Here is a 14,207-nt window from a genome sequence, read left to right as displayed (position 1 = left end):
GTGGGCATTCCATAGCTGTTTGTAGCCGATGGCGTGGGCTGTTGCTGGGACGGAAGAAGTCCACCGAATCGAACACCCACTCGCCCCGTCGATAACGCGCTTTGTCAAGTTGCTGCTTATGTGGCAGGTTATTGACTGGCAGATCGCAGGAGCAAGTTCGATGGAACAGCGCCGGTCGTCGCAGAGCGTCAAACGCAAGGAGCTGGTCGCTAAACTCAATCCTGTCTGCTTGCGCGCCTTTAAGGCTGCGGCCGACGCCGCCAAACTGCGCGGCAATCCCTACATCGAACTCGTTCACTTCGTCGAACAACTGGTGCTTTCCGAGCGCTCGGATTTGCAACTGATACTGGCCGACGCCGGAGTGGATCTGAGCCGGCTATCGGCCGACATGCCCCGCGCCGTCGACAAGCTGCCTTATGGCGCCACCTCGATTAAGGAATTTTCCGATCATATCTTTCACGCCATCCAGGAAGCCTGGACTCTGGCGACGCTTGAGTTCCGCGTAGAGGAGGTCCGCAGCGCCCATATCATCCTGGCCTGCCGGAAGACGCCAGTGCTGGACGGCCTGCTATCGCAAATCAGCGGCGAGTTCGACAAGATCGATGCCGACGCGGTCATCGCGCGCTTCGCCGAGGTGACGGGGGGATCGCTCGAGGCCGGGTCCCCCGCGGCAGCTCCCGCCGCCGAAACACCGCGGCGGGCTCAGGGCGGGGATTCGGCGCTGGCGAAGTATGCGACCGACCTGACCCAGCGCGCCCGCGACGGCAAGATCGATCCGGTCGTCGGGCGCGATCCCGAGATCAGGCAGATCGTCGATATCCTGATGCGACGCCGGCAAAACAACCCGATCCTGACGGGCGAGGCCGGGGTCGGCAAAACCGCGGTCGTCGAGGGTTTTGCGTTGCGCATCGCCGAGGGCGACGTGCCACCGACGCTGCAGGGCGTCAGCGTGCGCATGCTCGATGTCGGCCTGATGCAAGCGGGCGCAAGCGTAAAGGGCGAATTCGAAAAACGGCTGAAGGCGGTCATTGACGAGGTCCAATCCTCCGAAACGCGGGTCATCCTCTTCATTGACGAAGCTCACACATTGATCGGCGCCGGCGGCGCCGCAGGAACGGGCGATGCGGCCAATTTGCTGAAGCCGGCGCTAGCACGCGGTGAGCTTCGCACGATCGCGGCAACGACCTGGGCCGAATACAAGCAGCACATCGAGAAAGATCCGGCACTCACCCGCCGCTTCCAGGTCGTCAAGATAGATGAGCCGTCGGAAGCGGTGGCCGTTCTCATGCTGCGCGGTGTCGCCGATAAGCTCGAGCAGCACCACAAGGTGCAGATCCTCGATGAGGCGATCGAGGCGGCGGTCAGCCTGTCCCACCGCTATATCCCGGCGCGGCAACTGCCCGACAAGGCCGTGAGCCTTCTCGACACCGCCTGCGCCCGTGTCGCCATTTCGCAGCATGCCACCCCGGCCGAGGTCGAGGACATTATGCGCCGCCGCCAGGCGTTGGAGGTCGAGCGCGCCATCATCGGCCGCGAGGCAGCGATCGGCATCGGCGTGGCCGACCGGCAGGCTCGGGTCGAAACCGGCCTTGCCGAGACCGAACTCACGCTTGCTGCCGCGCAGGAGCGTTGGGATCGGGAAAAGGCGCTGGTAGGCGAGATACTCGAATTGCGCGCCAGGCTGCGCGGCGAGGGTGTGCCGCTCGATGCCGTGGAGCCTCCGGAGGCGGTCGCCGAAACCGCAGGCGCCGATGTACCTGAGACCAAAGCGCCGGAAACCGATGCGGACGCAACGGCCACTGCCGATCCTTCTCCACCCGATCCGGCTGCCGATCTCGCGCGGCTGCGGGAGCTGATGGCCGAACTCGCAGAAGCGCAAGGCGAGACGCCGCTGATCCTGCCTTCCGTCGACCGCAACGCCGTGGCTGCCGTGGTGCAGGACTGGACTGGCATCCCCACTGGCCGGATGCTGTCGAGCCAGACCGAAAAGGCGCTGCGGCTCGCCGCCACTCTGTCCGAACGCGTGGTCGGTCAGGATCACGCCATGGAAATGATTGCCAAGCGCGTGCAGACCAGCCGGGCCGGGCTCGGCGCGCCCGAAAAACCAGTGGGGGTTTTTCTGCTCTGCGGTCCCTCCGGGGTAGGCAAGACCGAAACCGCGCTGGCCCTGGCCGAGACGCTCTATGGAGGCGAGCAGAACCTCATTTCGATCAATATGTCGGAGTTCCAGGAGGCGCATACGGTCTCTACCTTGAAGGGCGCGCCACCCGGATATGTCGGCTACGGCAAGGGCGGCATCCTGACCGAGGCGGTCCGGCGCAAGCCTTATTCGGTGATCCTGCTTGATGAGGTCGAGAAGGCGCATCCCGACGTTCACGAGATCTTCTTCCAGGTCTTCGACAAGGGAATGATGGACGACAGTGAAGGCCGGCGGATCGATTTCAAAAACACGCTGATCCTGCTCACCTCGAACGTTGGCTCCGAGGTCATCATGGACCGGACCAGCAGCGGCACCATACGGGCGGGGCTCGACGATCTCGACACGGCATTGCGCGCCCCGCTGTTGAAGGTTTTCCCCGCGGCCTTCCTTGGCCGGGTGGTAACCATCCCTTACTACCCGCTCTCGGACACGATGATCGAAGCGATCACCCGCCATCAGTTCGCCAAGATCGCCCGCCGGCTGCGCTTAAGCAACGATGCCGAGCTGGTGATCGGTGACGGTGTCATGGATCTGGTCAAGGCTCGCTGCACCGAGATCGAATCCGGCGGGCGGATGATCGACGCCATTCTGACAAACACGCTTCTGCCGGAATTGAGCCGCGGCGTGCTGAACCGGTCGCTCGAGGGCGAAAAGATGACGAAGGTGACTGTCGGAGCCTCCGAAGGAGGTTTCACCTATTCCTTCGAATAGCTCAGGAGCAATTCTGTCGCTCTAGCCCCAGCGTTTCGGTCGGAGAAACAGCTTTGTTACCGGCCACCCCGGGAACTAATCGTCAGCCTATCAATTGACGCAGAGAAGCTGCTTGGAGCAGATGAATGGGCATTTTTTCCGATCTCGACAAAAAGCTGACGGACAATCTTTACGCGCACGGTAACGACCTCATCGATCCTGCTGCGGATCTTCCCGAGAGGATCGAGGAGCGGGTCGAACTCTTGATGCCGTTCGTTCAGCCCGAGGCTCGTGAGTTGGTCCGGTCGCAAATCCTTGGCCTCATTCACGAGTACAGGAATGAGGATCCAGCGCCCTCGAACTAGGCGAGGATCGCGTTAATTGCGAACCTAGCAGGTCCTGTTCGGAATGGAGTACCGTCGTCATCCGTCTTGGTCTATTGCATGGGGCGCAGGCTGTGTCCCGTCGCTGGTCCGGCCGGTCTGGTCGACCCATAGCCAAACGATGAAGAGTACCGCCACTACGATCACGCCCAAGGCGATAAGACGAGGCATGGGCATTTTCCTTTCCGTGCCGAGCAACCGGTCAAGATTTCGGCTTGCCGTTAGCTCCGGGAATTGGCGTCGCCCGTGCAGGATCGGAGCCGGCTCCAGCGGTCGGGTCGGGAACGACCGGACCACGTTCTGTTTCGGAACCCTCTGCCTCGATCTCTTGCACGGCCTGATCCCAATGTTCGCGCTCCCGCCCTTGCGGCCGGCCTTCTCGCTCCCAGATTTCATGGGCTCGCCGCCTGATACGCTCTTCCCTGTCCATGATAGACCTCCTGGTGCTGTCCTAATCCCGCGATCGATGGTTTGTTCCGCGCTGCCGGACAGTAGAATGAACAATATGCCTCCAGCACCCGAGATCGGAATCCCATGAGAGTCCTTGTTGTTGGCGCCACCGGCCTGATCGGCGCTTCGGTCTGCGCCCGCATCGTTTCCGAAGGACATGAGGTGGTCGGCGTCGTCCGTACCCCTCGGGCAAATGAGGCCCGCAATTGCCAGACATTGGTGCTGGACGTGGCGACCGCGCTCCGCCCTGAAGATTGGTTGCCGCATCTGGCCGGCATCGATGCCATCGTGAACTGTGCCGGCGTTTTGCAGGACAGCCCTCGCGAAAAAACGGGGCAAGTTCATGGCGATGCGGCGGCGGCTCTTTTTCTCGCCTGCGCGCGGGCCGGCGTTGCCAAGGTGATCCACTTCTCGGCAATGGGTGTGGATCGGGCACAGCCGTCGTCATTCTCGGCGACGAAATATGCCGGCGATCAGGCCCTGATGGCACTTGATCTGGACTGGATAATCCTTCGCCCGTCCGTGGTGCTTGGCCGGCCTGTGTTTGGGGCCAGTGCATTGTTTCGCGGTTTGGCCTCGCTGCCGATCCTGCCGTCAATGCCCGATACCGGCAGGCTACAGGTCGTGCAGCTCGAGGATGTGGTCTCGACGGTCCTCTTCTTTCTCAATCCCGGCAGTCCGTCCCGTATCGCGCTGGAACTTGCAGGTCCCCAACAGCTGAGCATGGACGAGATTGTCGGCACTTTCCGCAGCTGGCTCGGCTGGGCTCCAGCGGCCAGATTTGTCTTGCCGGGATGGGTTGCGCGGCTTGTCTACCGCCTCGGCGATCTTGCCGCGATGCTCGGCTGGCGGCCTCCAATGCGCACAAACGCCGCCAGGGAGATCACACGAGGGGCGCTCGGAGATCCCTCGGACTGGATTTCCTTGACCGGCATACAGCCACAGAGCTTGGCGCAATTCCTCGCGCTCAATCCGGCAACGGTACAGGAAAAATGGTTTGCCGGGCTTTATATCGCCAAGCCTGCGATTTTCGTCGTCCTGCCCTTCTTCTGGATCATGACGGGGATTGTGTCGCTGACCACTGGCTTCGGCAACGGCATCAGCCTCATGCAAAGCACAGGGGCTGGTATGTTGTCGGTGCCAACCGTGGTCGCCGGCGCTCTCGCCGACATCGTCGTCGGCGCACTCATAGCCTGGCGGCCAACGGCGCGAAAAGGCCTCTACGCTGGTATTGCGCTCTCGCTGTTCTATCTGATCGTGGGCACTTTCCTGCGCCCGGACCTGTGGAACGAACCGCTTGGGCCATTCCTGAAGGTCTTGCCGATCATCGTCCTTCATTTTGTTGCCCTGGCGATCCTGGAGGAGCGCTGATGCTCTATTTCGTGCTGAAGTACCTGCATGTCATCGGAGCCAGCGTGCTGCTTGGCACCGGCGCCGGCATCGCCTTCTTCATGCTTCTCGCCCACAGGACCGGCAACACGGCAACGATTGCGGCAGTGGCGCGCATTGTGGTGATCGCCGATTTTCTCTTCACGGCGACCGCCGTCGTGGCGCAGCCGATAACCGGCGTCGCGCTCGCCTGGCTGGCGGGTTACTCGCTCTCCGAAGGCTGGATCGTGCTTTCCATCGCGCTCTACATCCTCACCGGTGTGTTCTGGCTGCCGGTGGTATGGATGCAGATGGAGATGCGCAATCTGGCGTCCGAAGCCGCCAAAGCAGGGGACCCGCTGCCGGCCCGGTATATCAGGCTTTTCTGGCTGTGGTTCGCCTTTGGCTTTCCCGCCTTTGCTGCCGTTCTCGGGATTTTCTGGCTGATGATCGCGCGACCGACGATCGAGTGGTAACGCCTTGCCGCGGCACATGTCGCGCAGCTTTCGATTTCCGCGCTGGAACTTCTATCCCATGAGTCCGTTCGGCGCGGATGGATCAATCCGTGCGAAAACGCCGACATTCAGCCTCATCCGTGACTGACGCGGATGTTCTCATCGTTGGCGGCGGACCTGCCGGACTGGCGGCCGCGATCTATCTCGGCAGGTTCCGCCATCGGGTCCTCGTGGTGGACGCGAATGAGGCGCGCGCCATGCTGATTGGGGAAAGCCGCAACTGTCCGGGATTTCCGGAAGGGATCAGCGGCGCCGATCTTCTGCGCCGGCTTCGTGCGCAGGCCGACAAATACGGAGCGACACTGGTGCAGGGTCAGGTGTCGTCGATCGAGCCGACCGTGGGCGGGTTTGGCGCCGAGACAAACACAGGGCGGATCGTCGCCCGCAAGATATTCCTGGCGACGGGTATCGTCGACCTTGTGCCTGCAATTCCGGGTCTGCGCGAGGCCATCGCCGGAGGCAGCGTACGCCTATGCCCGGTTTGCGACGGCTACGAGGTGATCGATCACCGGATCGCTGTCATCGGAGAGGAGGCGAAGGCACTGCGAGAGGCCATGTTCCTCAAGCAGTATACGCAGCACGTCACAATGCTCGCTCGCTACCTTCCCGATTTTTCCGTCAGCACACGGCGTGTGGCGATGGAAGAACACATTGCCATTTGCGATGCGTTCGAAAGGTTTGTTCCTGCCGACAGCGGCTACGACGCCCTCCTCGAGGATGGCGAGGTGCGCCATTTTGACGTCATCTATCCGGCGATGGGATGCCAAGTGCGTTCCGAACTCGCGCTGGCAATGGGCGTCAAATGCTGCGACGACGGCTACGTCGTCGTCGACAAGCATCAGCGGACCTCGGTCGAGGGGGTGTATGCCATCGGCGACCTCGTCAAGGCCCTGAACCAGATCGCAGTGGCTTTCGGCCAGGCTGCGATAGCCGCGACCGATGCTCACAATGATTTTGCCCTCGGGTACGAATAAAGGGGCACAGATGTATGGTAGGCGGATTATAGGTCGAACGGGATGGCGCCAGCTAGTGTCATGTTGCTGGGTTCCCCAGCCCTTCCACCAGCGTGCTCAATGCCGCATCCAAGGGGGCCGATCCCACCTTCTCGGGCACCAGGAGCCCATCGATCGCAAGCATGGTCATGCCGTGGATGAGCCCCCAGCCGGCTGCCGCCTGACCTTCTATAGGCCGCTTGCGAATGCTCCCCGCGGCCTGGCCGCGTCGGAGGATTTCGAGGAGAATATCGAATACCGCCAGCGCCCGCTCATTGAGATGCATTCCCACCGCTTTCCCCTCGTCCGCGCTAAACATCAGGCGGTAGAGAGCGGGGTTGTCCGTTCCGAACGCGACGTAGGCACGAGCTATCGGAGCAATTTCGTCGCGCAGGGTTTTGGCCGCCTTTGGCGTCGCAGCCGCTAGGGACGCGCGCAACCGGTCGAACCCAATCATGGCGATCTCCGCAAGCAGCGCCGCCTTATCGGGGAAGTGCTTGTAGGGTGCCGCGTGGCTTACGCCAGCCCGGCGGGCGACTTCCCGCAGCGTGAACTGCCAGCCTTTCTCCTCCCGAAGCATATCCAACGCCGTCTCGATAACCGCACGACGGAGATCACCGTGGTGATAGGGGCGGTTGGGTGCATCCTGCATGGTACCTCAAAGTTTCTTGTGAATACATTGTTGACAGTGGCTACTTAAGGGGCTATGTCGAGGGCGTAAGTTTCTCCTGTCTACATCGGAGCGGACCATGAACGCAATCGCAAAAATTACCGACGCTGATCGGCTGGGCAGTCTCCTCGCGGCCCAGCGCGCTGCCTTCCTGCATGACGGAGCGCCTTCGCTGGCGCAGCGACGCGCTGATCTGGCGAAGTTCAGGGCCTCGATAATCGGGCACCGCAAAACGATCGAAGATGCCATCAATGCCGATTTCGGGCATCGCTCGAGGCACGAAACGGCGATCATGGAGGTTGCAGCGGTCGCCGAGGGCACGAAGTATCTGATCCGCAATCTCCGCAAATTCATGGCGCCGACCCGCCGCCACGTTGCTCTGCACATGCGGATCGGCAACGCCCGCATCGAATATCAGCCGCTTGGCGTCGTCGGCGTGATGTCGCCGTGGAACTATCCGGTGAACCTCGCGCTAATGCCGGTCGTAACGGCCATCGCCGCCGGAAACCGGGTGATGCTGAAACCTTCGGAGTTTACACCCGTCACCAATTCGCTGCTCGCGAAGATGCTGGCCGAGGTCTTCCCCGAGGACCAGTTCGCGATCGTGACCGGCGATGCGGCCGCAGGGGCGGCATTCTCTGCCTTGCCGTTCGACCATCTCGTCTTCACGGGCAGCACCGCGGTGGGCCGGTCGGTGATGAGGGCCGCTAGCGATAACCTTGTACCGGTCACCCTTGAACTGGGCGGCAAATCACCGGTCATCGTCGCCAAAGGCCACTCCCTCGACCGGGCGGCGGCGTCCATTGCTTTCGGTAAGCTGCTCAACGCCGGTCAAACGTGCATCGCCCCCGATTATGCACTCGTCCACGAAAACGACGTCGACTCGTTTGTCGGAACGTATGGGCGGAAAGTGACGTCCTTCTATGCGGACGGGCCGACGAGTGAACACTATACTTCCATCATCAACGAGCGGCACCACGCCCGGCTTCAGGGCCTGATCGAGGATGCTAGTGCCAAGGGAGCGCGGATCATCGAGGTCGGCAATCGGCCCGGTGAGGCGTCTATGCGCGCCAACACGCTGCCGCCAACCGTCGTCCTCGGCGTCACAGAAGACATGCGCATCGCTCATGAGGAGATCTTCGGCCCGATCCTGCCGATTTTTCCCTACCGCGACATCGAAGAAGCGATCGCCTATGTGAACGTCCGGCCCCGGCCGCTCGCGCTCTACTATTTCGGAGCCGATGATGAAGACCGACGCATGGTGCTGAGCCGAACAACCTCAGGCAACGTCACTATCAACGGGACGATCATGCACATCGCCCAGGATGACTTGCCCTTCGGTGGCGTCGGGGCCAGCGGCATGGGCGCTTACCACGGCGTCGAGGGTTTCCGTACCCTCAGCCATGCCAAGGGGATCTATGAGCAGGGCCGTTGGAACCTATCAAACCTTCTGCGCGCGCCCTTCAAACAGCCGATCGATACCATCCTCAACATGATGCTCCGGTGATCGGCATGCCGTCATCAAATCCAGCTCAGGAGTATCAGCACATGACCACTGACACGTCGTTGCCGCTACGCGGCTCCTGCGAATGCGGGGCCTGCTCGTTCGAGGTGCATACTTCGCCAAAGGGCAGATTCCGGTGCCACTGCCTGATCTGCCAGGCGTTCAACGGCAAACCGTTCGCGGATGTGGTCGCCGTTCGTGGCAGGGATGTCGTGCTGAAAAACGCCGGCAACATCTCATTCAAGAAATACCGCCCGCCGCCGAACTTCAATCGCGGGGTCTGCCGGACCTGCGGCAAGCCGGTTGTGGAGGTTGCCGGCTTCGGGCCGTTCAAAGTGATGTTCATCCCGGCCAGCAATTTCGAGCCCGAGGCCCGGCTGCCGCCGGTTCGGATCGACATGTTCTATCACCGTCGCGTGCTGGACATGCCCGATAGCGTGCCCAAATACAGCGGCTATCTCGCGAGCGAGTTGGCGGTCGGGAAAATGATTATGAGTGGCGTGTGAAGCGCCGAGTCGATTTATTTGGGTGCCATCCACGTGATGGCCTCGGCGCTGTTCGGCATCTACCTGCTGTCCTGCGGCATCATCGGCTTGATCTTCGGCAAGATCGGCTAGGTTCATCACGGCGTTCACCGAACTGGGCTATGCTTTTGGGCGTGACATGGCAGCGCGGGGATCCGGCCAGATCCTTACGGAAGTTCACGGGGGATGGCTCACGTACATCTGTGCCCGTTTCATGTTCGAGGGCCGATAAGCGCTGGAAACGTGCCTCGCTAGCGCAGCATGGCCGCTATCACGAAAACCGCGGCCGCTACGAGAACGACTGCGGCGATCACCAACACCGGCCAACTCCTGCGAGGCTGAAGATCAGGCTCGCTTTCTACCGGCCGCATTGCATCGGCGAAGCTGGCTTCATTCGTGAACTCTGGCTGTCGACGAGAACGAGCCTCGGCGACAGGATTTGGCACATCTGCCGCTTCGGCGTCGGTCTCTTCAGGTGCGGCGGCAGGGTCGAACCCCGGGGTTTTATCCTGCGTCGCCCCGGCCTGGATATCGCCTCTCGCCTTAGCAGGCGTCTGATCTGGTTGTGCGGCCATCACGGGTCTCCCTGGCAACCAAACTTCGATCTGCCTCAGCGGTTCCAGTCTGCGCCCGATTTGTTGAACTCACACCTGATTTGCTGAACACATTTGGCGGTGATCCTGGCCTCTCCGGAACGGAGGACGCTTTTGACAGTTGTGTTGGATCATTGCCTGGTGAGTTGGCCATGCCGTCTGCCCTCGAACAACTGGCTCAATCCGTGAAAGAGCGACGAGCGATCTTGTTCGTTGGGGCGGGAGTATCGATGAGCGTCGGCCTGCCATCCTGGGAGAAGCTCATCGAACATATGGTGGATGAACTCGGCCTCGACCGCGACACGGTCGACACGCCTGAATCCAGCTACCAGGCGCTTGCCGAATATTGCCGGCTAAAGCATGGCAGTCTCGGCCGCTTGCGCAGCTGGATGGATCGCGAATGGAGCGTCTCGCGGGACAAAGTGAAGGGTTCGGCGATCCACAAGCTGATCGTGGCGCTCGATTTCCCGATCATCTACACCACCAATTATGATCGGAATCTTGAGGTGGCGTTCGAAATCCACGACCGCCCGTTCGTAAAAGTGGCCAATGCCAAGGACATCGCCAAGGCGAGCGACGAGGTGACCCAGATCATCAAATACCACGGCGATTTCGACGACGACGCATCGCTGGTTCTGGCGGAGTCCGAGTATTTCGAGCGGCTGTCGTTCGATTCCCCGCTGGATGTAAAATTTCGCGCTGACGCGCTGGGGCGCACTATCCTGTTCATCGGTTACAGCATGTCGGATATGAACATCCGTCTGTTGCTGTATCGGCTCTGGGAAACCTGGCGCCGATCTGGTTATGAGAAGAGCCGTCCGAAATCGTTCGTCTTCATGCCGCAACCGAGCGTCGTCCAGGAAGCCGTTCTCGGACGCTGGGGCATCGACATGCTGACCGAGGAGGCCGATCGGCCGGAGGATGCCCTGGTGGCATTCCTGAGCAAGCTCAAGGACGGGATAGACCAGATTTAGCGTATGCGCGGGCAATTCTGAAAGGCGATGTGATGCACCGCGCTTGAAGCCGAATGGTTGACGGCAAGTTCGGAATGCTCACTCTATTCGGCCCGGCCGGGAACATTGTCGATCGCTGCGGCGTTCATAGCCGGGAAGGGACGCTGTTTGCGGAGGCCTATGATGGGCCACTTCGATATGATCGATCTCATTTCTGTCATCGACGCCTGCACGACCGGCCGCGCCGCAGGGCGATTGGTGTCGATGGCCAAAGCCGTGGAAGAGTTGCGGGTGCTGACCGGTGATTTCATCTCGCCGGACGAAACCGTGGCCAATGCCCTGTCGCCGGTGGCGCTAGGGCGCGGCTGCGCGGTCCTGTTCGACGAGCAGCCGGGCGCCGACATCCTGCACACGCCATGGCAAGAGGCCTGACTGGCGAGACGCCTGAGCGTTGCCGCGCCAGCGGGCGCGGCATCCGTTTGACGGCACGGTGCCGCGCGCGTCGCATATGGCGTCCGTCTGGAGCGCTAGCGGCGGTTGGAACCGTCGCAGGAATGTTTAACCGCCATGCATGAGGCAATCGGAGAGACGCTATGACTGAAAACGAGACCCGTTATGAACATGGCGCAACCAAGTACCCGGCCAAGAAAGATGCGGACGCGTCGGATCAATTCTCCCAGGAGGCGGCCGGCAACAAGAAACCTGCCGGCGGGATGGGCCTGACACGGTCAAGGGACGAGGTGGAGGACAAAACCCATCAGTCCGAAGGGAAAAATCCGCCCGGACAGTCCACCCCCAGTGCCTCGACAGAAAAGACGTCCGGCGCCGGGCCATCGATCGCCGAGCGTTCCAAGGATGCCAAGGCTCCGAAGAGCGGCCGCCAGCCAGGCGCCTACGTCAAGGACTGACCGGCCAGGGAACCTGCAGTCAGCCCATCATCGTCTTCAGCGGCTCCTGAGCGAGGTTCGCCTCGATCTCCTTGCGGCCCGGCGTTTGCCGCAGCGCTGTGCGCATGTTCTTGCGATATTCGTCCGGCATGCGCGGCGGTAGCATAGGTTCATACGCGTCGACGACCGCCTCTATGATCACCGGACCTTCCGCGGCAAAGGCGGCGTCAAGAACCCCATCGACGTCCTCAGGTCGCGTGACGCTGTAGCCGATGCCTCCCATAGCTTCGGCGGCCATGGCGAAATCGATCGGCTGGAGTTCGCAGGCGAATTGCGGGTTGCCGAGGAACATCATTTGCTCCCAGGCGATCTGGTTGAGCATGTTGTTCTTGATCACCAGAAGCTTGAGCGGAATCTTGTAACGCACGGCGGTGGAAAATTCGCCAAGCTGCATCGCCAGTCCGCCATCGCCCACCACCGCGAAAACCGGCCGGCCCGGGAAGGCAATCCCGCCGGCAATCGCATATGGCAGCCCGCAGGCCATCGATGCCAGCGAGCCGGAGACGGCGAAATCCTGTCCAGCCTTGATATCGATATGACGGGCGGCAAGTTCTGTATTCTGACCGGAATCGGTAGTGAGGATGGCGTTGGCCGGCATTCGGTCGCCGAATGCCCTGACGACGCGCTGCGGCTTGAGCGGCACGTCGTCCCTGCTTTCCGCCTCGGCCATCATCTTGCGCCAGCGCTGCATACTTTGCTGCGCGTTCTCGAGAAATGATCTGTCCTGCTTTGGCCTCAGTCTTTCACTGAGCAATTGCAAGGTGATGGCCGCATCGCCGACAAGACCGGCCTCGACGGGACTGCGAAGGCCGATGCGCTGCGCGTTGCGGTCGATTTGCACGCCGCGCGCCTTGCCGGGCTTGGGGTAGTACTCGATGTAGGGGAAGGTCGAGCCGACGATCAGCAGCGCCTCACATTCCTCCATGATCTCCTGCGAGGCCAGCGTGCCCAATATTCCTATTCCGCCCATGATGTGCGGGTGATCGTCCGGCAGGACGGCTTTGCCGAGCAAGGCCTTGGCAACAGGCGCGGCGAGAAGCTCCGCCGTTCTCTCGAGTTCGGCCTTCGCATGCAGCGCGCCGCGCCCGGCGAGTATCGCCACCTTTGAGGCCGTGTTGAGGATGTCCGCTGCAAGAGCGAGCTGGGCTTCGTCGGGTCGCTTGTCCCCTTCGAACCACCGTTCGGGCGTATGTTTTGGAAGGTTGCGGAGCGAGCGCTTTGCCGACGTCTGCTCCTGCACGTCGCTGGCTATCGAGAGATGGGAAACGCCGCGTCCCGCAAGCGCGGAACGACAGGCGAGGCCGGCAACGTTTTCCATATGCGCTGCGTCGGTCACCTGAGTGTTGAAGATGGCGACGTCGTTGAAGACGCGGGTGAGATCGACATCCTGCTGCGTGAACGTCTCGATCAGGTCGTGGAATTGCATGCCGGTTATGGCAAGGACGGGCGCCTGGTCGAGCTTTGCATCGTAGAGACCGGTGAGCAGGTGCGTGCCTCCTGGCCCAGAGGTGGCGAGGCAGACACCGAGCTTGCCGGTCCACTTGGCATAGGCTGTCGCCATGAAAGCCGCGGATTCCTCGTGCCGCACCTGTACGAAGCGGATCTTGTCCTGCCTTGTGCGCAGCGCCTCCATAATGCCGTTTATGCCGTCCCCCGGCAGGCCGAAGATCACGCGCACGTCCCAGGCGATCAATGTGTCGACAAGGATCTCGGCAGTGTTGGGCATGGTTGCCTCCTGTGTTTGGTATGCTTTTGTCCTGGGCCTGCGGCTTTACGCTCTCGCTGCGGCGTCGGGCGTCAGACGTGGATATTGGCGATCAGTGCCGAACGACGGAGATGTCTTGTTGTTCCATCGGAACGACAGCCGTTGCGAGCCGGGCAGCTGAAGCGGATCGGAAGTTGCCCGGCGAGACCAAGTCGCGCCGTCAACGGCTACTCGCAGACTGTGAGGGATGGCGCCGAAACAAAAAACCCGCCTGGCGGCGGGTCGCTGGCGCAAATCAGCACCATGGCCAAATTACTAGCATAACTGCCGTCACAAAGCAACGAACCGCGAGCTCGCAACGCAGGCAATCGCTTCGGTTTTGGCCCGTTCCTCATCTTATCCTTGGCCGAGTGCACGTTCTCTGCTTGCGCCTGTCGAGCGTCGTCCGCAGCGAACATCGTGCCATTTCACAGAACCCAGGAACGGTTATGGCGCCTTCTCGGTTGTGAGGGAAAGGAGATGGTCCATGTTTGAGAACAGCATGTGGTTGCTCGTCGTTGCAGGCGGGCCCCTGATACTGGCAATCCTGCTCGCCTACGCACTCGTCACGCGACGCCGCCGCGGTCCCGCAGAACGTAGGGAGAGCAAGCAGGCGACCGAGCGCTTGTACCGCGAGGAGGAAGACTGACGGACCATGGCAGGTGCGGATAAGC

At 61.5% G+C, this 14,207-nt stretch carries 15 protein-coding genes; 11 read left to right on the top strand and 4 right to left on the bottom strand.

The features are described 5' to 3' along the window. Positions 1–160 precede the first annotated feature (160 nt). Both tssH and EOB36_RS08140 read left to right on the top strand, forming a co-directional pair. Positions 161–2,911 (top strand): type VI secretion system ATPase TssH, encoded by a 2,751-nt coding sequence (gene tssH / locus EOB36_RS08145; RefSeq protein WP_128284634.1) that lies wholly within the window; start codon positions 161–163, stop codon positions 2,909–2,911. A gap of 125 nt (positions 2,912–3,036) precedes the next feature. Further along, positions 3,037–3,255: a hypothetical protein gene (locus tag EOB36_RS08140; protein WP_128284633.1), complete on the top strand. Its 219-nt coding sequence runs from the start codon at positions 3,037–3,039 to the stop codon at positions 3,253–3,255. 220 nt (positions 3,256–3,475) lie between these two features. On the opposite strand, the gene EOB36_RS08135 is transcribed toward EOB36_RS08140, so the two are convergent. Continuing rightward, positions 3,476–3,703, bottom strand: a complete 228-nt coding sequence (locus tag EOB36_RS08135) for a DUF2934 domain-containing protein (protein ID WP_128284632.1) — start codon at positions 3,701–3,703, stop codon at positions 3,476–3,478. A 104-nt stretch (positions 3,704–3,807) separates the two neighbouring features. On the opposite strand from EOB36_RS08135, the gene EOB36_RS08130 reads away from it, so the two are divergent. The 3 genes from EOB36_RS08130 (at position 3,808) to EOB36_RS08120 (ending at position 6,580) form a co-directional block, all read left to right on the top strand. After that, positions 3,808–5,094, top strand: coding sequence for an SDR family oxidoreductase (locus tag EOB36_RS08130; protein WP_128284631.1), 1,287 nt, complete (start codon positions 3,808–3,810; stop codon positions 5,092–5,094). After that, entirely contained in the window at positions 5,094–5,567 is a 474-nt protein-coding gene (locus EOB36_RS08125; protein WP_128284630.1) for a DUF2269 family protein, read from the top strand. The genes EOB36_RS08130 and EOB36_RS08125 overlap by 1 nt, the downstream gene beginning before the upstream one ends. Before the next feature lie 119 nt (positions 5,568–5,686). Beyond that, the gene (locus tag EOB36_RS08120; protein WP_245467672.1) at positions 5,687–6,580 is read left to right on the top strand and encodes an NAD(P)/FAD-dependent oxidoreductase; all 894 of its coding nucleotides are present in this window, start codon (positions 5,687–5,689) and stop codon (positions 6,578–6,580) included. Between the two features lie 58 nt (positions 6,581–6,638). Here the strand turns inward: EOB36_RS08120 and EOB36_RS08115 are convergent, their stop codons facing one another. Continuing rightward, positions 6,639–7,250 (bottom strand): TetR/AcrR family transcriptional regulator, encoded by a 612-nt coding sequence (locus tag EOB36_RS08115; RefSeq protein ID WP_095486439.1) that lies wholly within the window; start codon positions 7,248–7,250, stop codon positions 6,639–6,641. A 97-nt stretch (positions 7,251–7,347) separates the two neighbouring features. On the opposite strand from EOB36_RS08115, the gene EOB36_RS08110 reads away from it, so the two are divergent. Both EOB36_RS08110 and EOB36_RS08105 read left to right on the top strand, forming a co-directional pair. Then, a complete protein-coding gene (locus EOB36_RS08110; protein WP_128284628.1) occupies positions 7,348–8,775 on the top strand; it encodes a coniferyl aldehyde dehydrogenase in 1,428 nt (475 codons plus the stop codon). A 5-nt stretch (positions 8,776–8,780) separates the two neighbouring features. After that, positions 8,781–9,278, top strand: a complete 498-nt coding sequence (locus EOB36_RS08105; protein ID WP_245467680.1) for a GFA family protein — start codon at positions 8,781–8,783, stop codon at positions 9,276–9,278. A 269-nt stretch (positions 9,279–9,547) separates the two neighbouring features. Here EOB36_RS08105 and EOB36_RS08100 read toward each other — a convergent pair whose 3' ends face one another. Continuing rightward, the gene (locus EOB36_RS08100) at positions 9,548–9,871 is read right to left on the bottom strand and encodes a hypothetical protein (protein WP_128284627.1); all 324 of its coding nucleotides are present in this window, start codon (positions 9,869–9,871) and stop codon (positions 9,548–9,550) included. A 248-nt stretch (positions 9,872–10,119) separates the two neighbouring features. Here EOB36_RS08100 and EOB36_RS08095 point away from each other — a divergent pair, with 248 nt between their 5' ends. The 3 genes from EOB36_RS08095 to EOB36_RS08085 all read left to right on the top strand — a co-directional run bounded on the left by EOB36_RS08095 (position 10,120) and on the right by EOB36_RS08085 (position 11,750). After that, a complete protein-coding gene (locus EOB36_RS08095) occupies positions 10,120–10,863 on the top strand; it encodes an SIR2 family protein (protein WP_348631792.1) in 744 nt (247 codons plus the stop codon). A gap of 162 nt (positions 10,864–11,025) precedes the next feature. Continuing rightward, positions 11,026–11,274, top strand: coding sequence for a hypothetical protein (locus tag EOB36_RS08090; RefSeq protein WP_126107189.1), 249 nt, complete (start codon positions 11,026–11,028; stop codon positions 11,272–11,274). A gap of 161 nt (positions 11,275–11,435) precedes the next feature. After that, complete coding sequence (locus tag EOB36_RS08085) at positions 11,436–11,750, top strand: hypothetical protein (protein WP_095486444.1); 315 nt, start codon at positions 11,436–11,438, stop codon at positions 11,748–11,750. A 19-nt stretch (positions 11,751–11,769) separates the two neighbouring features. Here EOB36_RS08085 and EOB36_RS08080 read toward each other — a convergent pair whose 3' ends face one another. After that, a complete protein-coding gene (locus EOB36_RS08080; protein WP_128284626.1) occupies positions 11,770–13,515 on the bottom strand; it encodes a thiamine pyrophosphate-dependent enzyme in 1,746 nt (581 codons plus the stop codon). Positions 13,516–14,020: 505 nt separating this feature from the next. Here EOB36_RS08080 and EOB36_RS34315 point away from each other — a divergent pair. After that, on the top strand, positions 14,021–14,182 hold the full coding sequence (locus EOB36_RS34315; RefSeq protein ID WP_095486446.1) for a hypothetical protein: 162 nt from the start codon (positions 14,021–14,023) through the stop codon (positions 14,180–14,182). Positions 14,183–14,207: the final 25 nt, after the last annotated feature.

Origin of the sequence: Mesorhizobium sp. M6A.T.Cr.TU.017.01.1.1 (assembly GCF_004023115.1) — a bacterium.
Lineage (GTDB): Bacteria > Pseudomonadota > Alphaproteobacteria > Rhizobiales > Rhizobiaceae > Mesorhizobium > Mesorhizobium mediterraneum.
This window is presented reverse-complemented; position numbering and strand designations above follow the sequence as displayed.